We start from the raw sequence: 20,955 nt of genomic DNA, 5'->3' as shown, positions 1-20,955 counted from the left end.
GTTCTATACAGATTGTTCCAGATTCTGCTGCCGCGAAGGCTCTTGCGATGCTGCCTCTGAATTCGGTAGTTGAATGCCGAACAGGCTTTTACGTTTTTTGACTTCTTCCGTTATCGCTGGCACGATCTTGAACAAATCCCCCACAATCCCATAATGAGCAAACTGGAAAATCGTAGCTTTCTCATCCCTGTTGATTGCGATAACGATGTCCGAATTGCCCATACCTACCGTATGCTGAACCGCGCCCGAGATGCCGATGGCAAAATACAGCTTCGGCCGGACGGTTGAGCCTGTCTGTCCGACCTGGTGCTCATGCTTGATCCACCCGGCATCTACAGCTGCTCGAGAAGCACCGACGACCCCGCCCAACGCATCGGCCAATTCCTTGAGCATCGCAAAAGGCTCAGGCCCTCCCAAACCGCGACCGCCGGATACGATGATATCGGCTTCCTCCAGATTCAGATTACCTGTATCCCGTATAAAGTCGATAACTTGCGCAGCAATTTCTTCTTCTGGCATCGAACTCTCGATCCTGATGATCTCAGCTTCGCGTGTCTCATCCCGTGGCAATGCCTGGAATACGCCGGCACGCGCCGTCGCCATCTGCGGGCGATACTGCTTGCATAGAATCGTTGCCATCATCTTCTCGGAAAAGGCCGGCCGGCTGGCCAGCAGCAGCCGTGAGGGATGCGGCTCCACGTCCAGCTCCGTTGTATCCGCGGTAAGCCCTGTCGGCAGGTGTGTCGCAATCGCTCCAGCCAAGTCCCGTCCTGTCCCCGTCGCGCCGAACAGCACAATCTCAGGCTTCACCTCATCGATCAGCTTCAGGCAGATACGGCTGTAAGGCCGTGTCCGATATACACCAAGCTCAGGTGCTTCACACAAATAAACCTTGTCAGCACCATAATAAGCAGCCTCCTTCGCAAGAGGCTCAACTCCATTGCCGATGACCAGAGCCAGTAAGGGAACCTCCAGCTTGGCTGCAAGCTTCTTACCTTCACCCAGCAGCTGCCAGGACACCTTTTTGGCTTCCCCATCCCTTTGCTCAATGACAATTAAAACCCCACGATACGCCGACCAATCCGGCATAGCCCCCGCATCCTGTGTGTCCTTTTTTGGTTCATTGGACATATTGTCGCCTCCTAAGTCCAGCCTAATCGGCTTGGTAAGTCCCGCTCCCACAGCTGGTCAAGCAGCTGTACGGCAGTTGCCTCCGGTGAATCGCCTGTGATCATTTTCGAGTTGACGGCTTTGACCTCGGGTACCCAGGTTTTGGACACGATCGTTGGCGAGCCCTTCAATCCAATCATTGATCGTTCCAAATCCGGAAAATCGGCTGTCGTCCATACCACCGGCTTGTACCTGGCGGCCCGAATCATCCCTGGCATAGAGGCTCTGCGTACCTTGTTCAATTCCTTCAAAGCCGTAATCAGCACCGGCATGCTGGTCTGTACCACTTCAATGCCATCCTCAAGTAAGCGGTGCGCTGTCAGTCTGCGCTTCTCCGTATCGACCTCCACCACCTTACTGACATAGGTCAGCTGCTCCAAGTCAAGTCTGCAGGCTACGCCCGGCCCGACCTGTCCGGTATCCCCATCCAGTGTCTGCTTTCCACAAAATACCAAATCTATGGCACCCCATGTTTCCGCTACCTTTTGAAGTGTCTTGGCTATCACGTAAGAGGTAGCTAGTGTATCCGCACCTGCAAATCCTCGATCTGTTACCAATACGGCCTCATCCGCACCCAACGAGATGCACTGCTTCAAGCTTTTTTCCGCCGGGGGAGGCCCCATCGTGACAACAGTTACCCTTGCACCCAATTCATCCTTAATCCGCAGTGCTTCCTCCAAGCCATGCAAATCATAAAAATTAACAATACTCGGAACCCCTTGACGTATTAAAGTATTGTTCTTCGGGTCAATTCGAATCTCTCGGCTGTCGGGAACCTGCTTGATACAGACAACAATATGCAGCATACGGCGATCCTCCTAACATAGGTCGGCTTCTTGGCCAATGAGTCGTCAAACCTTTCTCCATTTGTGAAACATCTCACTTACTCAACCGAATGAAACCGGTTGCAACAACTAGTACTCTTTTACAGTTTATGCAGACATGGCGTATGAATGATACAATATTTAGCCTGGTCTTTTTATATTTATCTGAATATTTAGATAATTATGAATAACAAAAAAGTCCACGATATACGCGGACCTGCACTTCATAAGCTATTGTCTATTTAATAAGTCTCTTCTTACACAAACTTCGGCAGCCAATCGCCATGAGCTTCAATAAGATCATCGCACATAGCTACGATATCATCGATAGAAAGCTCGGCTGCCGTATGAGGGTCAAGCAGCGCTGCGTGATAAATATGCTCTTTTTTCCCGGTGGCAGCTGCTTCCAGGGTTAACAACTGCGTATTGATATTCGTGCGATTCAATGCAGCCAGCTGCGGAGGCAGATCCCCTACATACGTTGGCGTCACACCGCTTGCATCAACCAGGCATGGTACTTCGACTATGGTTTCCTTAGGCAGATTCGTAATTAATCCGGTATTCATCACATTACCGCCGATTTTGAACGGATTGTTGGTCTCCATCGCCTCAAACATAAAGGATGCATATTCATGAGACCGGGTATGTCCGAGATTTTTGTTATTGACCAGTTCATCACGCATGGTTGCCCATCTCTTGATTTGGCGTTCACAACGACGTGGGTACTCATCCAATGGAATATTGAAACGCTCAATCAATTCAGGATAATTTTTCTTAATAAAGTACGGGTGGTATTCGGCATTATGCTCGGAGGATTCGGTCACGTAATAGCCAAAGCGGAACATCATTTCATAACGTACCATGTCCTCGTGCTGCTCTTGTTGTTTCTCACGGGCACGACGCTTGATTTCCGGATACAGATCCACTCCGTCTTTAGTGACTTCCAGCAACCAGGCCATATGATTAATACCGGCTATTTTGGTATGAACGCCTTCCGTATCGATGTCCAAGTCCTTAAATAAGTACGGTATGCACCGTTGAACACTGTGGCATAAGCCGACTGTCTGTACACCACCATAGGTGATCATGGCATTCGTCAGTACAGCCATCGGGTTCGTATAGTTCAGGAACAGCGCATTCGGGCACACTGCATTGATATCCTTGGCAAAATCGAGCATGACCGGAATGGTGCGGAGATTACGAAAGATGCCTCCAATTCCCAAGGTGTCACCGATCGTTTGACGCAAGCCGTATTTCTTTGGTATTTCAAAATCTGTAATCGTACACGGATCATAACCGCCCACCTGTATCGCATTAACTACATATTTGGCCCCACGAAGCGCATCTTTGCGGTTGGTGTACGCTCGTACCGTGCAGGTGCTTCCAAGTGTCAGCTTCAAATTATTTAACATATTTTCAGAATCCTTGAGACGTTCTTCATTGATATCGAACAATGCTAGTTCAAAGCCTTGCAGAGCTGGGGTCATCATGCAGTCACCCAACACATTTTTGGCAAATACCGAGCTGCCAGCACCTAGAAAAGTAATCTTTGACATAAACCTTGCCTCCCAATTGTATGGTTTTATTAGAATCCTGCTAATCTTACAGCGAGCTTCATGGCCTGCTCTGTAGCGCCAGGGTCAGAGATCCCTTGCCCTGCAATATCAAATGCCGTACCGTGCGCAGGCGTGGTGATGACAACAGGAAGTCCTCCGCTGACCGTAATGCCTTTATTAAAGCCAAGCAGCTTCATACCGGTCTGTGCCTGATCGTGATACATGCTAACCAGACAATCGAAAGGTTTGGTTTTCAACCGTAAAAAGATGGTATCCGCCGGATAAGGGCCTTCTACGTTAATTCCCTGCTCCTGAGCGCTCACAATGGCAGGCCGAATTTCGTCGATTTCTTCAGTGCCTAACAGACCTCCATCGCCGGCATGCGGATTAAGGGCGGCTACGACAATTTTGGGATTATCGAAGCCTACGCTGGTTAGAGTATCCTGAGCAAAACGGATAATACGGGCAACGCGTTCTTTGGTTACGAGGCTGCTGACTTGTTTTAACGGCACATGGGAAGTTATTCGCGTAAACCAAAGGTCGCCCATCACGTTAATTTCACTAAAGCCTTCCTTGCAATCCAGAAGTGATGCAAAAAAATGCAGCTCATCCTGAAAATGAAATCCACCTCGGTGCAAAGCTTCCTTATTGATGGGCGCATAAACAACACCATCCAGCTTTTTTTGCTGTGCAAGCTTCAACACGTACGTCAACGTCTCACCGGTTGCTTGACCGGAATCTTCCGATAATTGGCCCAGAGAATAAGTATCCGGAGACAAATTGTGTAAATCTATCAAATAAACCTTGTCCTCGCTATCGATTTCTTCGATGTTAGCGATTTTTACATAAGGGACTGATAATCCTGCTACGGACTGGCCTTGCTGAAAAACACGTTCATCACCTACTACAACCCATGTCGCCAATTGACGAATTTCTGCAGATTGGAGCGTTTTTGCAACCAACTCCGATCCGATGCCTGTTGCATCTCCCAAGGTTAAGCCCATTACCGGTTTTCTCTTCATGCTGCCATTCCTCTTCTCTATGAATGTTGTATCCTCTAATTCTATGTTTATTATCCTTTGATAGCCCCCGAGGTCATGCCTGAGATGAAATATCTTTGCAAAAACAGGTAGACTGAAATGCTGGGAATTGCAGCTAATAAGGAACCGGCAGCTACCCAACCGATGTTGGAATTGTTCTCACCGAAAAATGTCGATAAAGCCACAGTGATCGTTCTGTATTCTAATTTCTGCAGGAAAAATACAGAGAATTGATAGTCATTCCAGATCGAAACGCCATTCATGATGATAACAGTCGCCGTAATGGGCATAAGTACCGGCAATATAATCCGAAAAAACAGTCCAATCCTGGAAGCGCCATCAATCATAGCAGCTTCGTCCAGCTCTCTTGGAATCGTACTAATGAAGCCTGTGAACAAAAAGATAGCCATCGATAGGTGAAAGGTAACATGAAGAATCACGATCCCTATATACGTATTCATGGCCCCGATTTCAACGAACATTTTATATAAAGGAACGAGAATCGTAAGCGGTGGTACGATAAGCGCACTTACAAAAAATCCGTACATCCATTTATTGAGCTTGCTTTGATTACGGGCAAGTGGAAATGCCGCTGACGAACCGAGAATCAAGATCAGTGCAATGGATAATAACGTTATGATCGCTGTGTTGACAAATGCTCTGTCCAGACCTGCGATCTCCCAAGCATGAATAAAATTATCCCAATATGCATAACCCGGCATGATCCATTTGGAGCTGGTGTCCAAGGTATCTTTAAATGAGGTGGTGATGAGCACATAAAAAGGAACGATATGCATGAGACCTATTAACGCACCTATGAGGGTATACAGAACGCCTGCACGCTTCATGAGGAAACCTCCTTTTTACGTAATAAATACAAAGAGGTCAAACCAATAACAGATATAAGCAAAAACATAAAATTACCTAATGCGGCTGCGTAGCCAGCGTCCTGATGAGCAAAATATAATTGATAAATCATCGTGGATAATGAAGCGGATGCATAGCCGGGTCCCCCATTGGTTAACGCGGTTATTACATCAAACAGCTTCAAGCCGCCGATCAGGTTAAGTACAATATTAATCGTAATGGCAGGCGCAAGAAGCGGGAGCGTAATATTGCGGAATTTAGATAACCCCGAAGCGCCATCCATCTCCGCTGCCTCATAATAATCCTTGGAAATGGACTGCAGGCCGGCCAGGAAAATAATCATCGCAACACCCAGGAATTGATAGGTGTTTACCAGTGTAATGATCCATACGTTAAGCTGGGTGTCAGCAAGTAAATTGATCGGCTTATCGCGAAATAATAGAATGATATCGTTAAGTGCCCCGCCGTTAAACTGAAAGAAGAAATACCATATATAACCCATAACCAGAGGACTGACGATAACGGGAAGATAGACAATCGTACGAATAAGGGTCTTTCCACGGATATGGTAGTTGAGCAAGAGCGCATAGGCTAAACCGATGGCATTTTGTAAAACCGTACTGCCAATTCCATAAATCAGCGTATTGACAATTACGGTACCGATTCGATGGTCCGAAAGCATTCTTTTATAGTTATCCAAACCGATATACTTGTACAGCTGCGAGTAACCGTCCCAATTCGTGAAAGAGATCATAATCCCTTGAAAAAATGGATAATAAATGAATAACACAAACAGCAGAAGCGCAGGTAAGTACATCAGGTTTATTGAGGATGGGGAATTTATCCAGCGACGTAAACGACTTTTAGTAGTTCCTCTCTCACCTGTTTTACGATACACGGTCTCCACGTTTAATCCTCCTTCATTCAAATAAGACACGAATGTGAAACAGCGTTAACATTCTCGCACCACGTCCGTTGCTCCTTCTACTGGGATGCAATCGCCCATGCAGAGGATATGGAGTCACAAGGCGTGATACGAGCCGAGCATAGTTAGTTTTTGCGTAAACGTTCGACTTCCTGCTTCATATTCGCTGTATATTCTTTTGGTGTAATTCGTCCAGCAAGCAGCTCAGTTCCTGATTTGGACATAACACTCCACATTCCATTAGGCAAGTAAACGCGGTCAAAATAAGGGAACACTCGAATATCGGCATATCTTTCATAATACTCGGTCAGGTCATGCTTCGACTCAATGCCTTTTAACCCCGGCTGCAGCTTCGTTACATTGGCAATCTTGGTCATATTGGCTGGTTTAGCAAAGAACTGAAGCAGCTTCTTGGATTCGGCCATATTCTTGGAGTCTTTCCATACCCCCATCGTGGATCGTTCTCCGCCAGAAAAATTCGGTTTATCATCGGCTGACATCGATGGAATCGGCATCAAGCCGACTTTCATATCCGGCTTTATTTTATTAACCGCATCAACGAAGGATGGAGCCAGCAATACAAAGGCTACCTTCTCTGCAGCAAAAGCAGCCGGAATCTCGCTCCGCTTCGCTGTCAAGAAATCTTCGTTAATCAGTCCGCGATTTTTAATATCCAGCAATTTTTCCGGAAGCGGGTTCCATTTGTTCCAATCGAAGGTGTTTTTTAACAATGCATCTGCAGAATTGCTTGCAGGGCTGATCAGTAAGGAATTTGCAAAATAGTCAAAGTAGGTGCCAATGGTGCTTTCATCAATGCCTGATAAGAAAAAAGGTGTTGTTTTTCCGCCACTCTCTTTTTTAATTTTCTCAGCAACTGTTATTAAATCATCAAAGGTTTGGGGCGGTTCCAAATTATATTTTTTGAGCATATCGACGTTATACATAATGCCGTCCTTGGCTTCACTTATCGGTAAGACGTATACCTTGCCAGCTTTGTCTGTCACTACATTTTGGATGGTATCAGTCAATTGCTTGGCCCACGGCTCATCTTTCAGATCGGCCAGGTATTCTCCATAACGGATTTGCGCCCATCCATGCGTATCAAATACATCGGGAAGATCATTAGCCGCCATCTTTACCTTCATGTTATTTTCATAAGCCGAGCCAGGGAACTGAATATTCACAGCGATATCCGGGTTCTCCTTGGAGAAATCATTAAGAATTTGGCGATACACATCTTGTACCGGCTGATCAGCAACATTAATCATCATGGATAACGTTTTCTTGGCATTACTATTGCTGCTCTCCTTTCCACTCGAAGGCGCTGGTGCTGGAGAAGCTGATTCAGGACGTTGGGAACAACCGCTTATAGCTACTGCTGATACCAAGGTTAATGCCAAAGATATTTTCCACTTTTTTAACATGTACCCACCTCTTTAGATTTATTATTTCTTTCCCACAAAAATCCTATCATAGTTGTAAGGGTTTACATATACGCTAAATCTACGATTTCAGGCGCTCATAATTAATCTTGCAACCCTATTCATTTTCAAGTATAATCGACCTCAAATTAATGCAGGGGGAGTCTCTCTTGAATAAGCCAAAAATCTCGATTCGAGTGAAACTGATTCTGCTATACTCGTTAACGATTCTAATTCCTGTTATTATAATCGCTTTTGTAATGCCTGCCTATTATGTGAAAATTATCACGAAAGAAACGGAAAAGCTTACCGACGCTACCTTGATCGGTCTGACCGAAAACATTCAAACGTATCTGGACGATTTGGAACGAGTCACGATCTCTCCTTACACGAATAATGATGTGATGAACTCTCTCAAGCAACAAGCCCGGGGTATCAACAGTCCTGTTGATCCGTATTCAAAGTTTAAAGCCGATTATACCTTGTACCATACGCTTCCGAGCTTGCTGGTCAATTTACGTAAGGATATATTGGGCACACTGCTTGTGGCTATTGATGGTTCTGTCTACTATAACGATAGCAGCTCGCAGCTGACTGAAACTCGTAACGCATATCCTTATACGGAGCAAAACTGGTATCGTGAAGCCGTTGCAGCTAATGGAAGAGTAGCCTTTGTTAATGTCCATCCCCAGGATTATTTAAAGCTGACTGCTGTCCCGGAGGTATTCTCTGTAGCACGATTAATCAAGGACCCTGACTCCAAACAACCGCTTGCTGTCATTATGGCAGATGCCGACACGATCATTTTGGATCGTATCGTCAGACAAATTTCCGTTAACGCAGATTCTTTTGTTACGATTACGGACAAGGATCAAAGGTTGATTTATTCGAATACGAACTTATCTCATGAGGCTTTGAACCAATTTTTGAAAAACCCGACCAATAACGATTTTAATCAGCAGTCCTATGTAGCTGTATCCAGGGAAATCTCGACCAGCTCCTGGAAAATTACCGTTTGGTTATCCAAAGCAGAGCTGGCTTCCAAAACCCATTGGATGCGCTTAACGGGAGCGATATTTGCAGCAGCTGGCGTGGTGCTTACCTTCTTCTTGTTTTTGGCCTATTCCAGAACCTTACTGACACCATTCAAAGAAATGATCGGCGTCATGCGCCAGGTTCAGCTCGGCAATATGAACAAACGCTTTTCCGTTCGAGGACAGGATGAGATCGCTCAATTGGGAACCGTTTTGAACAAAATGATCAGTCAGTTGGATGAATTAATTACGAATGAGTATCTGAACAAGCTGAAGCTAAGAAATGCCGAATTTCGCGCATTGCAGTCACAAATTCACCCTCATTTTCTGTATAATACATTAAATGCGTTCGTGAGTCTAAACCGAAAAGGAGAACATGCGCTGCTGGAGCGTGCTATATTATCGTTAAGCGGAATGCTCCGTTACTTCTTAACCTCTCATGATTCCTGCAGTCTGGAGGAGGAATTCTCCAGTATTCACAAATACGGCGAGCTGATGAGCATACGTTTTAGTGACCGCTTACAAATAAACATCACATTGGCACCCGAGCTGGCACCTATTTATATTCCCAAGCTGCTGATTCAGCCGTTAGTCGAAAACGCTATCATTCACGGCGTTGAGCCTTGTGAGCATCCTTGTATAGTTGAGGTAAGCGCTCAAATGGCCCCCGAAAGCGATAACGGAGAAAGCTTTGTCATTCGCATTTCAGATAACGGATTAGGATTTGATACTTCCGTACACATAGATGATCAGCATATCGGTTTAAGCAATGTTAAGGAACGATTAGCGCTCGCTTTTCCGGATAAACACGAATTTGTACTGGTCAGCAGCCCAGGACAGGGTACTACCATAACGATCACTATATCTCTTAACAAAGAGGAGCTGGCACCATGAATATTGTGATTACAGATGATGAACAATTGGCTAGAGAAGCGTTATCGATTATGCTGTTGGAAATCTGCCCGGATTTGCATATCTATGAAGCACGCAACGGTAAGGAACTGATCCAACTAGCTGAACGGATCCAGCCTGAGGCTGCTTTTGTGGACATTAGAATGCCTGGCAAATCAGGTCTCGAAGCGATTCAAGAAGCAGCCCCGTTATCACCGGATACCCAATGGATTATAGTAACCGGCTTCGCTGATTTTGAATATGCCAAGGAAGCCCTCCGACTGAGAGCGATGGAGTATTTGCTGAAGCCGGTCGATATTCAGGATATACGAGTGCTGCTGACCAAAATACAACAAACGGCATTACTGCAAATCATCGAGAAGAACAAGCTCTTTGAGTCGGACATGTTATCTTTATTTCACGGTCTCATTCGCGACTGGGAAGAAATTGAACCGGCACCTAAGACTTACAGCGGGATTCGATGTCAAATTATTTATATGGACAGCTGCTACTCGGAAACGGAAAAATCTGCAGCCATCAAGCTGTTGATCAGTGCCATTCGCTCTGCAATGTCGCGGTATTACCATAAGGATTTGGAGCTGGCCACTTTAATTTTGCCAAGCGGGGATTGGGCTGTAGTCGGGAAGTACCAGACATTACAGGGCGCAGCGCAATTGGAGCAGCTATTCTCTGCTCACGCCGAGCTGGTACAGCAGGCTGAGGAGCCGGGGCAAGCATTTACACTGGTACAATCTGGTGAATGCGATTCTTATACCTCCCTGCTAGCTGAGGTAAATATGCTTCATAAGCTTTCTTATCTCCGCTGTTCATTGGGGATCTCACGCAGCTGGACTCAAGCAGATTTACTTGCAGTTGAATCGCAGCCAATGATTTCTCAGCTATGCCACCTCTTAAATAAAGCTGTAGATGAATACCACAGAGCACAATATGTAGGCTATATGGATATGATTGAGCAATTTATTAAAAACTATTCAGAGCAGTGCAACTCGATATCTCTAGAAACGTCAATGGCTTTTTCACGGTTTCTCAACTGCTCCATCCAAGCGCCCGTGCTCATTCCAACTGGGGAAGCGGAATGGCTGCAGTTACTCAAGGGTCTTGGCGTACAGCTTCTGGATAAAAAGATCCGACAAGTCGATCCTAAGCCTGATTTGGTAGGCAAAACCATAGCTTATATAGAAAAGCATTATGCAGGAGATTTAACATTAGGTCGTACCGCAGAAGAGTTCAGTGTGACTCCGAATCACTTAAGCAGTCTGTTCCATAAGCGAACCGGAACGACCTTTATGCAATATGTGACCAAACTCAGAATGTTGAAAGCGCAGGAGCTGCTGTCCGACCCAATGGTTCAGGTACAGCAAGCCGCCGAGCAGGTTGGCTATTTCAGTACAAGACATTTTACAAAGCTATTTAAAGAATTTGTTGGGTGTTATCCGTCTGAATACAAGAAAAATTACAAGAAGGTGGAGTCGGAGAGCGCATCAAAATTGTAATAAAGGTGAAGAATAGTCACGAGTGATTATTGTGAATATAAGCCTGATAGGCTCTCCTTATGACCTAATGGAGATAAAAAAGATGGTTCCGCTAAACGGAAACCATCTTTTTCTATTGGTGACGTCTAAGCGTGCCAAATGCGCGGCATCGGCAGCGGTTCTTTTCCAAGCTCCGCCCATACATATTTCAACAGCAGCTCTGTCTTCAATGCTGCACTTTTGCTGTCATCCCACAGGTTATTCAGCTCGCCCGGGTCCTCCTGCAGGTCGAAGATTTCGCCATAGGTCTGATTGTAGTAGACTGTAATTTTATATCGTTGATCTACATACGTTTTTTGGTGAATTGTAGTCGCTTCGTGGCGAAATTCACAGATGGCATGGTCCCGCGCCTGATCGGACTTCCCTAACCATACCTCGCTCTGATCGACACCCGTCATGCTGTGAGGGACTGCAATTCCGGCCATACTCAAAAATGTCGGCGCGAGATCAACAAGCGATTGAATAGCCGGAGATTGCACATCTGCTGGCACATGGTCCGGATAACGGACGATAAAAGGAATTTTGATCAGATCCTCATAATGAAAGCCACCCTTATATTGCAACCCATGCTGACCAAAGAAGTGGCCGTGGTCTGTTGTAAACACGACAATGGTGTTATCCGTTAGCCCCAGTTCATCGAGCTTATCCAAAATCCGGCCGATATACTTATCCATACAGCTGATCATTCCGTAATAAGTCGCAACAAGCTGTTTGCGTTCACTCTCCGAGTGCCGATTATGGGAATGGTAGCCATGGATCCCAAAGCCGCTTTCCAGTAAATGCGAGAAATCCGGATTCGGCTCCTGAGTCATCCCAAAATGTGGCGGATTCTGATCATGCTCACCAGGTGTTACGGTTGGAATGGTTAGCTGCTCCGGATCATACATCGTATCCCAAGGCTCCGGTACGAGATAATCAGGGTGCGGATCAAAAAAGCTTGCCCATAGAAAAAAGCTGTCCTCATTTTGACTATAATCTTCAAGTAGATGATTGGTTCGTTCGGCTATCCAGGTATTGTAATGAAACTTCTCAGGAATAGGCCATTTATGCAGCACAGACGGATCCATCGTTCCGGTCGGCGGGAGGAAATAATCACGCCAGTTGGTGCAGCCCTTTTGCTCCATCCAGATAGCATAATGTTGTCCCACATGGGCTTCATTCGTATGATTGCGTGCGAGCTCCACATGATCAAACCCGTAAAAAGGCCCGTTAAAGCTTTTCCAATACTCCAGATCCTGCATGATGGGGTATGACTCCACGGAAGGATATGTCTCCGTACTCTTTAGCGGTTGAAAATGCGCCTTCCCGATCAGTCCCGTTCGATAACCGGCCTGTTTAAAGTCTTCACCAACGGTATGTCGGTCCTCCAAAAGCTTCGTGCCCAAGGTCCAGGCTCCGTGTTGACTCGGATACATACCGGTAACAATGGAAGCTCTCGTGGGTGTACAAGTCGGATTCGGGCAATAAGCCTTCGTATAGGTTGTTCCCTGCTTCACCAATCTGTCCAGGTTCGGAGTGGAAATCTCACCGTTAAAAGCGCCAAGGGTATTCCAATGCTGTTGGTCACTTGTGATTAGCAATATGTTGGGCTTACTCATTATGCAATCCTCCTGTTAGGAATCGATTTCTTTATCTTAATAGTATAAATCGGTTTCCTTTTCGTGAGAATGCAAATATGTTGTACTTGTCATTATGTTGTCTGTTGATTTATCCTGAAGGTAGGACAGGTTATCAGGGAGTTGACGATGGATATGCAGGAATACGCCCATGAATTTGCTGAGCATTGGTATTCACTTCCCACACCTATGCAGGCAGCAGGCGGCAGTTGGATCGTCCGGGCTGGGCATAATAAAGCGAAACCACATTATGTTGTCGGACCGAAAAGCATTCAGCAATTCGGATTTCATTTGATTCAATCAGGGAAAGTTCAAGTGACAAGTGGAGGCGTAACGGTAGAGCTGGCGGAGAGCGATGCCTTTTGTCTATTTCCTGGGAAATCGTATATTTATCAAGCAACACCGGATAGTTCAGAGGAGTTGCACATGGTATGGCTGGCGCTTGATGGTCCACAGGTCCCTTATTTACTGTTAGAGGTGGGTTTGACGGATACATCGTTTCATCTCCGGCAGGCACTGGACCATCGCGTATGGGCGACAATCAGACAATTCATTCAATATTTTCAAAAAGGCAAACTTGATCCTATGCGCGAGCAAAGTCTGCTATTTGAGCTGCTGTGGCGAATCAAACAAAACACCGACATTCAGCAAGCCATGCCAAAGCGCCATTGGGTTACCGAGGTCAAACCCTATATGGAGCTGCATTGTACCGAAAATATCAAAATAGACGATATTGCGCGGTATATGGGTGTGCACCGGTCCCACCTATATACTGCTTTTATGAAAGAGTTTGACTGCTCCCCGATGCAGTATTTACAAAGGCTTCGTTTGGAAAAGGGCAGCCAGCTGCTCAAGAAAACCGATCTTTCAGTAACTGAAATCGCCCTTTCTCTTGGGTATCCTGATTTGTTCTCTTTCACCCGTGCTTTTACGAAGCTGTACGGAATATCTCCCAAGGGATACCGAGGGTAAGCAAAGCAGAGATCGGATCATCGATGCACCAAAAAACCGGCTCCCTCCCGAAAAATATTCGAGTGAAGAGCCGGTTTGAATTCAATTATGACAGTACTATTCCCAGGTCTGATCTACCTTATCGAGCAATACCTTTAAAGCCTGGATTGCCGCAACAACACGCTCCGAATCGCTTGCTTCAGGCAAATAATGCTTTAAATGCGGCTCTACCGATAGAAAACCGTCATACTGACGTTCCTTTAATGTAACGAGCAATTCCTCAATGTGACCCTCACCTACACCAGCTGGTACGAATTGACGGGGCACCTGTGTAGCATCCTTGATATGGACATAGTCGATGTAGGGAGCAATCTTGGGATAAGCGTCGTGCATGGGCTGAACGTTATTCATTACATAATTTCCTGGATCAAACGCTGCACGCATATGCTTCGAATCGCAATGGGCAAGAATGTCCAGGCAGCAATCATCGGTTGCACCGTACAAATTGCTGTCATTTTCCAGGATCAATATGACTCCATGGCGGCTGGCAGTCTCTGTGAGCTGCTTCAGTCTGGACAGCACCTCTGCACGATGGGCTTCAACGGGTTCGCCTTCAGGCAGCCGATAAGAAAAAATGCGAATATACGGAGTTTCAAACAAATGCGCCGCGTGTACCGCCTTATCGAGCGCCTCAAGCTGTGGTTCAAAGGGGTCCGTTATTAAGTATTTACCGATCGGTGAAGCAATGGATGAAATACGAAAACCTCGTTGTTGTAATGCCGCTTGTATTTGATTCAGCTCTTCTTCATTCAGATCAAGCACATTTTTGCCCCATACTCCACGTAATTCCAAATATTTGATACCTTCCTGCTCAAGAACATCCAGCTGTTCATCTAAATCGGAAGCGATTTCATCGGCAAAACAAGTAAGCTTAACATGACTCACAGCGAGGTCCCCTCTCCATTCATTACTTGCCAAAAGATTTGGACATATCTTCTTGCGACAAGCTTGCTGCCGCTTTCTTAACGAATTTTGAACCGGCAATCAGTTCCTTCAGCTTGACTTCAAAAGCATCAGCGTCAATCGGAACGGTTACCGTCTGTTTTTGGAACGAGGACAGCATAATGCCATTTGCCAAAGTCAACGCGCCTACACCTTCAACGCCGTGAGCGATAAGCTCTCCAGTACCGTTCAGCAGCCGTTCAACAAATTTGGTAGTCACCACTTGATGTCCGGAAGGCTCATTAATATCGACTTCAATCTCGATCTTTTCGAATTCCATTTTGCTGAACTTTTGTTCAGTTTCATTGGAGTATTTCAGCATGGACATCGGATTTTTATAAAGCACCAGCTTGCCATCCTCCAGCACCAGCTTGCCGTGTTCACCGATAATTTCCATCCGATTCGTTCCCGGCGACTCAGCCGTCGTCACCATCAAATGCCCGATCATGCCGTTAGCATGTTCAAAGTATGCGGTTACCTCGTCCTCGACTTCGATATTGTGATATTTGCCGATATGTGCATGTCCGGTAATGCTGGCAGGTACACCGAACAACCATTGATACATGTCAAGTGTGTGCGGACACTGATTTGTCAAAATACCGCCGCCCTCGCCTGCCCAGGTTGCACGCCAGTCACCACTGTCATAATAAGCCTGGGAACGGAACCATGCCGTATTGATCCAGGTAGCACGCGTAAGCTTACCAAGCTGGCCGCTGTCTACAACACTTTTCACTTTACGGTAAAAAGGTAGGGTGCGCTCTTGGAACATGATGGCGAATTCCAAATTCGGATGCTGCTTTTTAGCTTCCTCGTAGGCATCGATCATACGCTTGGCATCGTTAAGATGAACAGCAATCGGCTTTTCGCACATAACATGGATTCCACGTGCAAAGGCTTCCAAAGCAACAGTAGGGTGATCATAATGCGGCACGGCAATAATCACTGCATCCAGCCCGGACTGCTCCAGCAAATCTTTGTAATTGGTATAAGCTTTCGTATTCAGGTCCTTGGCATAGGAATCCGCTTTTTCCTGAACAACATCACATACACCAGCTATGTGAACATTGCTCATTTCCTTCAATATTTTGGCATGTGTGGAGCCAATGTTCCCAAGCCCGACTAACCCAATACTTATTTTCCGTTCACTCATATCCTGCATCTCCTCAAATTTCTGTGATATCACGCTCTCTCTCATTGTAAGGGGTGATAAATGCAACTTCCTTGTAATTTTTGATGAATATATAGGAATTATTGACTTAACACCAACTTTACAAGTGGACGGCTATCCCAAATAATTTTTTTGATAATCCCGAGGCAGGGTTCCTACTTTTTTCTTGAACATACGCAAAAAACTGGTGTAATCATTAAATCCGCTGACCATACAAGCCTCGGTAACACTGCTGCCCTCTGCGAGTAATTTTTTGGCCAGGGAGATACGTTTGTAAATGATGTATTCATGAATCGTATTTCCGGTATACTTTTTGAAAAGCTTGATCAAATAATATTTATTGATAAAAAATTGCTTCTCCAACTGATCAAGACTCAGATCCTCTCCCAAATTCATCTCAATATAGTCCAGAACGGGAGACAGCTTGTGATGCAAATCGAGCCCTTGATCCGTAAGCTTCTGCTCCTGGAACAGGCGGTTGATATGAACGAGAATTTCCATAAAACAACCCATTTTCATAACGGCGTTTCCTAAGGACGGATGGTTTTTTAAAGCATCATATTTCATAAATAAACTGAGCAGCGCGGCTGAATCCGTACTGGTTAGAGAAAGCTTATTCCTTTTCCCGATAGGTCTGTCATAAAAGCAGGATAAAGGATTAAAATCGTCCGTTTGAAACAATGCAGCAAGCTGGGGATCAAATTCGATCGTGATTCGCTCATAAACCACATCGGACGAAAAGGATGGTTTATGGATTTCATGTTGATTCGTAATAATCAAATCACCGAATTGAAGTGGATACACCGTTTTTTCGACAAAGTATTTCACATCCCCTTGAAGCAGAAAATATATTTCACAGCCTTGATGCAGATGAAAATCGATACTGTGGCTTTTGCGTTGAACATGTAAAAATTGAATATATTGATCGATTTGGTCTAAATAAGTATGAAGCAGTACGATCCCCCCACAAAACGTCAATTTAGTCCATATTATCACCAAAAATTACAATGAAATTGCATTTACTATATCATACTCTATTCTTATCAAGAAAGTCATTGTTGCATACATGAACATTTGTATAGTTGAGGAGAGAACCTGATGAAGATCGCATTTCAAACATTGGCAAGCCCGAATTGGAGCTGGGAGCAAACCCTGAATGCAGCCGCGCAGCTTGGCTACGACGGTATTGAGTTAAGAGGCGTGGAAGGCGAGATGTACTTACCCCGGGCGCGACCTTTTTTACCCGAAAATATAGAGCAAACTTTGTTGGATTTACAACAAAAGGGTTTGGAAATCTGTTGTCTGGACACATCCTGCGCCTTTCACAGTGAGGAGAAATACCGTGCCGCCATTCCGGAAGGTAAGGATGCGATAGATCTTGCGGTGAAGCTTCAGGCACCTTACATCCGCGTATTTGGAGACATCATTCCCGAAGGCGCTTCAGAAGCGGAAATTGCAGGCCAAATCGCATCAGGACTGACTGAATTAGGGCGTTATGCAGAAGGAACCGGCGTAACTGTACTGCTGGAAACCCACGGAGATATTAACAATCACCGCATCATCAAGCAGATATTGGATCAAACCGACAGCAGCAGTGTTGGCGTCCTATGGGATTTTGAGCATCCTTATTTGCATGGGGAAGAGCCTGAAGTTACCTACAGGGAGCTTGCTCCTTACATCAAGCATACCCATGTCAAGGACGCGATTAAAGGCGAAGACGGTAAAAAGCTTTGTCTGATCGGAGATGGCGATGTGCCTGTCCCCCAGATTGTCAGCATACTGAAGGAAAATGGCTATAACGGCTGGCTCTCGCTGGAATATGAGAAAAAGTGGGCTCCTTATCTGGAGGAACCTGAGGTTTCGCTGCCCGCTTACATGTCCTATATCAAAAAACTCGTTTAGCTATAAAGCCAAAGTCCGGTTACTTCCCACAAGTGGGAGAACCGGACTTTTTTTGTAGCATGATTGTCGACTCTTCAACTCTAGCTATGGACCGCTTGCTGCTGCAGGGTCAGCTGCCAAAAGGCGATTCGTTCCCGCTTCCAGGTATACGTTACGTACAGCTCATTGTTATTGGCAACAATGGCTGGGTATGAATATTCACCAGGCTCGGTTTCCAGCTTGATTTCATCCGTCCAGGTACCGCCATTGTCCGAGGAAAAACGAATGACAATCGGCGTACGTGGACTGCTTGTGGAATAACCGGTCACTGGGTTAAAAATAAGCGCCAGCAGCCCGTTGTCCATTTGCACGACATCAATTCCACTGTTGTTGTTGGGCAGCTCTATCGGATAGGCCAGGCTCCAGGTTTCTCCGTTGTTCTCCGAATCGCTGCGATAAATAAAGCCTTCGGTGCTGCGCAGCAGCATATGGACATGCGTCCCGCCTGACGTCCACAAGGTTGGCTGAATAAACCCTTTGGCATGTGAATGCACCGCCCCTACCAGCTTGGAGACCTCCATGGGCACAAGGCCGCTCTGCCTCCAGGTATGTCCGAAATCGTCGGATATGTCGACGAATGCTTCCCAAATTTGCTTGCCCGGCGCATCCGGGTCCTTCCTCTCGATAGAAGCAGGCGCCAATATAGTGCCATTGCTTAATGAAATCGGCTTATTGCGTACCGGTCCTCGTCCGCCGATATCGCCTTCAACAAGCTTCTTCGGCTCTGTCCATGTCTGTCCGCCATCCACAGAATGAATAACCCGTGTAAACCAATCTGTGATTTCATGGCCGACCTTATAATAAAGCGTCAGCTTGCGGCCATCATCAAAAAGCACCGGATTCCAATGGGCAATGCCCTCTTCATCTGCAGCTAGATAAGGTGCTGACCAGCTCTCTCCGGTACGCCGCGACATCCAGATCGCCACATCGCTAGCCTTCTCATGCAAACCGCCGAACCATGCAGCCAGAATGTCGCCATTCGGCAAAACGACCAGCGTAGAAGCATGACAGCTTGGAAAAGGGCGGTCGTCTTCAAATATAAATTGTTTTTGGGATTGAATTTTCATGGTTAAGTTCTCCTTTGTTTTGTAATGAGTACTATCAACCTTTAACCGAGCCAACCATCACCCCCTGCACAAAATATTTTTGAACAAACGGGTACACGGCCAGGATAGGAGCTATAGCTACAAAAACGACTGCATACTTAATGTTCTGGGCAATCACCAGCGATCCCATGATCCCGCCCATATCCAGTCCTTGACTTGCCATATCGCCTTGAATCACAATATTTCGCAAAATGACCTGCAAAGGAAACAAGTCTTTATCATTCAAATAGATCAAAGCAGGGAAGAAGCTGTTCCAATGCCCGACTGCGTAAAATAAAATCATCGTTGCTATGATCGGCGTGGACAGCGGCAGCACAATACGGAGAAAAATTCGCAGCTCGCCTGCTCCATCTATATTGGCAGATTCATGCAGAGTATCCGGTATGCCCTGAAAAAACGTACGCATCAGAATCATATACCACACGTTAATCGCCGAGGGAAGCAGCAGCGCCCACATCGTGTTGACCAACCCCAGCTCATTAACGACCATAAAGCGCGGAATCAGCCCGCCGTCAAAGAACATCGTAAAAGCGATCAGCAGTGAGCATACGCCTCGTCCATAGAAGCCTTTACGTGATAATGGATACGCACAGAGTGAAGTCATCGCAAGATTGATACCTACACCTAACGTCGTATATAGAAGTGTATTGCCGTAAGCTCTCATAATAGAAGGATCATCAAACACGATTTTATAAGCCTGCCAGCTGATGTCGATGGGCATCCAGATGACATCGCCTCTGGAAACGGCATTCCCTGAACTGATGGATACAATAAACATGTAATAGAGCGGATACAGGGTTACAAACAGCATCCCAATCATGATCATCAGGTTGAAGGCATCGAACACACCGAATTTTTTCGTTCTCATTGTCCGCCTCCTCCCTACCAAAGACTCGTTTCACTGAGTTTTTTTGAAATTTTATTAGCTGTGACAATTAGCGTAAAGACGAGCAGTGATTGAAAAATGCCAACAGCCGATGCAAAGCTGAAATCACTATCAAGCAGACCTCTGCGGTAAATAAAGGTTTGGATCACATCCCCGGTTTCATAAGTGGCGCCGTTATACAACAGCAGAATCTTTTCGAAGCCGACAGACAGAATCTGGCCAAGCGTCAGCAGGAACATGATCGTTATGATAGGTTGAATGCCTGGAAGTGTAACATGGCGTACCTGCTTCCAGCGCCCGGCCCCGTCCAATGTGGCTGCTTCGTACAGCTGCGGATCTATGGCAGTCAATGCGGCCAGATAAATAATGGTCCCCCAGCCAACACCCTGCCACACTTCAGAGCTCACGTATATGAAGCGGAACCAATCCGGTTTCATCAGAAATGATATTTTTTCCCCACCGAAGAAGGCAATCAGCTGATTGATCAGTCCGTCATGCGACAGCAGATTAACAATAATACCAACGACCACAACCGTGGACAAAAAATGCGGGATGTACGTAATGGTTTGTACAAAACGTTTGAACAACCGCTGCCGCAGCTCATTCAACAGCAGCGAAAACAGGATCGGAGCCGGGAAGAAAAAAATTAACGAATATACATTGAGCAGCAGCGTATTGCGTACCAGCTTCCAAAAATACGGATCTCCCAAAAAAGCCTCGAAATGTTTGGTGCCTGCCCATGGACTGCCAAAAAATCCTTGAAAAGCATTATAGTCCTCGAACGCCATTAAATTCCCAAACATAGGGATATAGTGAAACACGATAAAATATAACACCGGAAGCAGGAACATCGCGTAGAGCACCAGATTTTTCCGAATTTGCTTGCCTACAGCCTTCAGCCTTCGTTCCCGCTCTTGCGCGACAGGCTTTGCAGCCTGCAGGTTGTCTTGCATTCAGTCTCCTCCTTCCCGCAATGCCTGGAAGCTTGCTTGCTTACTTTTTTA

18 protein-coding genes are annotated in these 20,955 nt (G+C 45.9%); 4 read left to right on the top strand and 14 right to left on the bottom strand.

Translation table 11 applies throughout. The annotated features are described in order from the left end of the window. Positions 1-3 precede the first annotated feature (3 nt). The 7 genes from NST47_RS11695 to NST47_RS11665 form a co-directional block, all read right to left on the bottom strand. A complete protein-coding gene (locus NST47_RS11695) occupies positions 4-1,131 on the bottom strand; it encodes an electron transfer flavoprotein subunit alpha/FixB family protein (RefSeq protein WP_341155299.1) in 1,128 nt (375 codons plus the stop codon). An 11-nt stretch (positions 1,132-1,142) separates the two neighbouring features. After that, a complete protein-coding gene (locus tag NST47_RS11690; protein ID WP_341155298.1) occupies positions 1,143-1,976 on the bottom strand; it encodes an electron transfer flavoprotein subunit beta/FixA family protein in 834 nt (277 codons plus the stop codon). Between the two features lie 275 nt (positions 1,977-2,251). Continuing rightward, positions 2,252-3,550: an alpha-glucosidase/alpha-galactosidase gene (locus NST47_RS11685; RefSeq protein ID WP_341155297.1), complete on the bottom strand. Its 1,299-nt coding sequence runs from the start codon at positions 3,548-3,550 to the stop codon at positions 2,252-2,254. 29 nt (positions 3,551-3,579) lie between these two features. Continuing rightward, positions 3,580-4,572 (bottom strand): 4-hydroxythreonine-4-phosphate dehydrogenase PdxA, encoded by a 993-nt coding sequence (locus tag NST47_RS11680; protein ID WP_341155296.1) that lies wholly within the window; start codon positions 4,570-4,572, stop codon positions 3,580-3,582. Positions 4,573-4,622: 50 nt separating this feature from the next. Next, on the bottom strand, positions 4,623-5,438 hold the full coding sequence (locus tag NST47_RS11675; protein WP_341155295.1) for a carbohydrate ABC transporter permease: 816 nt from the start codon (positions 5,436-5,438) through the stop codon (positions 4,623-4,625). Then, positions 5,435-6,274, bottom strand: a complete 840-nt coding sequence (locus NST47_RS11670) for a carbohydrate ABC transporter permease (protein ID WP_083689182.1) — start codon at positions 6,272-6,274, stop codon at positions 5,435-5,437. Before NST47_RS11670 ends, NST47_RS11675 begins: the two co-directional genes overlap by 4 nt. Before the next feature lie 233 nt (positions 6,275-6,507). Beyond that, positions 6,508-7,806 carry an ABC transporter substrate-binding protein gene (locus NST47_RS11665; RefSeq protein ID WP_341155294.1) on the bottom strand — a complete coding sequence of 433 codons (1,299 nt, stop codon included), beginning with the start codon at positions 7,804-7,806 and terminating at the stop codon, positions 6,508-6,510. Between the two features lie 167 nt (positions 7,807-7,973). On the opposite strand from NST47_RS11665, the gene NST47_RS11660 reads away from it, so the two are divergent. Both NST47_RS11660 and NST47_RS11655 read left to right on the top strand, forming a co-directional pair. Then, entirely contained in the window at positions 7,974-9,731 is a 1,758-nt protein-coding gene (locus NST47_RS11660) for a cache domain-containing sensor histidine kinase (protein ID WP_341155293.1), read from the top strand. Beyond that, a complete protein-coding gene (locus tag NST47_RS11655; protein WP_341155292.1) occupies positions 9,728-11,242 on the top strand; it encodes a response regulator transcription factor in 1,515 nt (504 codons plus the stop codon). The genes NST47_RS11660 and NST47_RS11655 overlap by 4 nt, the downstream gene beginning before the upstream one ends. 125 nt (positions 11,243-11,367) lie before the next feature. Here NST47_RS11655 and NST47_RS11650 read toward each other — a convergent pair whose 3' ends face one another. Next, complete coding sequence (locus tag NST47_RS11650; protein WP_341155291.1) at positions 11,368-12,879, bottom strand: sulfatase family protein; 1,512 nt, start codon at positions 12,877-12,879, stop codon at positions 11,368-11,370. 147 nt (positions 12,880-13,026) lie between these two features. On the opposite strand from NST47_RS11650, the gene NST47_RS11645 reads away from it, so the two are divergent. After that, positions 13,027-13,869, top strand: a complete 843-nt coding sequence (locus NST47_RS11645; protein ID WP_341155290.1) for an AraC family transcriptional regulator — start codon at positions 13,027-13,029, stop codon at positions 13,867-13,869. Positions 13,870-13,965: 96 nt separating this feature from the next. On the opposite strand, the gene NST47_RS11640 is transcribed toward NST47_RS11645, so the two are convergent. From NST47_RS11640 to NST47_RS11630, 3 genes are all read right to left on the bottom strand, one after another. Next, positions 13,966-14,793: a sugar phosphate isomerase/epimerase family protein gene (locus NST47_RS11640; protein ID WP_341155289.1), complete on the bottom strand. Its 828-nt coding sequence runs from the start codon at positions 14,791-14,793 to the stop codon at positions 13,966-13,968. 22 nt (positions 14,794-14,815) lie between these two features. Next, positions 14,816-16,000, bottom strand: a complete 1,185-nt coding sequence (locus tag NST47_RS11635) for a Gfo/Idh/MocA family protein (protein ID WP_341155288.1) — start codon at positions 15,998-16,000, stop codon at positions 14,816-14,818. A 132-nt stretch (positions 16,001-16,132) separates the two neighbouring features. Then, complete coding sequence (locus NST47_RS11630; protein WP_341155287.1) at positions 16,133-17,014, bottom strand: AraC family transcriptional regulator; 882 nt, start codon at positions 17,012-17,014, stop codon at positions 16,133-16,135. Positions 17,015-17,116: 102 nt separating this feature from the next. On the opposite strand from NST47_RS11630, the gene NST47_RS11625 reads away from it, so the two are divergent. Next, positions 17,117-17,920, top strand: a complete 804-nt coding sequence (locus NST47_RS11625) for a sugar phosphate isomerase/epimerase family protein (protein WP_341155286.1) — start codon at positions 17,117-17,119, stop codon at positions 17,918-17,920. An 80-nt stretch (positions 17,921-18,000) separates the two neighbouring features. Here the strand turns inward: NST47_RS11625 and NST47_RS11620 are convergent, their stop codons facing one another. From NST47_RS11620 to NST47_RS11610, 3 genes are read right to left on the bottom strand one after another with little or no spacing between them, the layout of a single operon-like run. Next, positions 18,001-19,026 (bottom strand): sialidase family protein, encoded by a 1,026-nt coding sequence (locus tag NST47_RS11620; protein WP_341155285.1) that lies wholly within the window; start codon positions 19,024-19,026, stop codon positions 18,001-18,003. Between the two features lie 34 nt (positions 19,027-19,060). Beyond that, complete coding sequence (locus NST47_RS11615; protein ID WP_341155284.1) at positions 19,061-19,933, bottom strand: carbohydrate ABC transporter permease; 873 nt, start codon at positions 19,931-19,933, stop codon at positions 19,061-19,063. Between the two features lie 14 nt (positions 19,934-19,947). Next, complete coding sequence (locus tag NST47_RS11610; RefSeq protein ID WP_341155283.1) at positions 19,948-20,904, bottom strand: ABC transporter permease; 957 nt, start codon at positions 20,902-20,904, stop codon at positions 19,948-19,950. Positions 20,905-20,955 lie beyond the last annotated feature (51 nt).

Origin of the sequence: Paenibacillus sp. FSL H8-0034, assembly GCF_038000305.1 — a bacterium.
Taxonomy (GTDB): Bacteria; Bacillota; Bacilli; order Paenibacillales; family NBRC-103111; genus Paenibacillus_S.
Note: the sequence above shows the minus strand (reverse complement) of the source record. Positions and strands in the feature narration are given on the sequence as shown.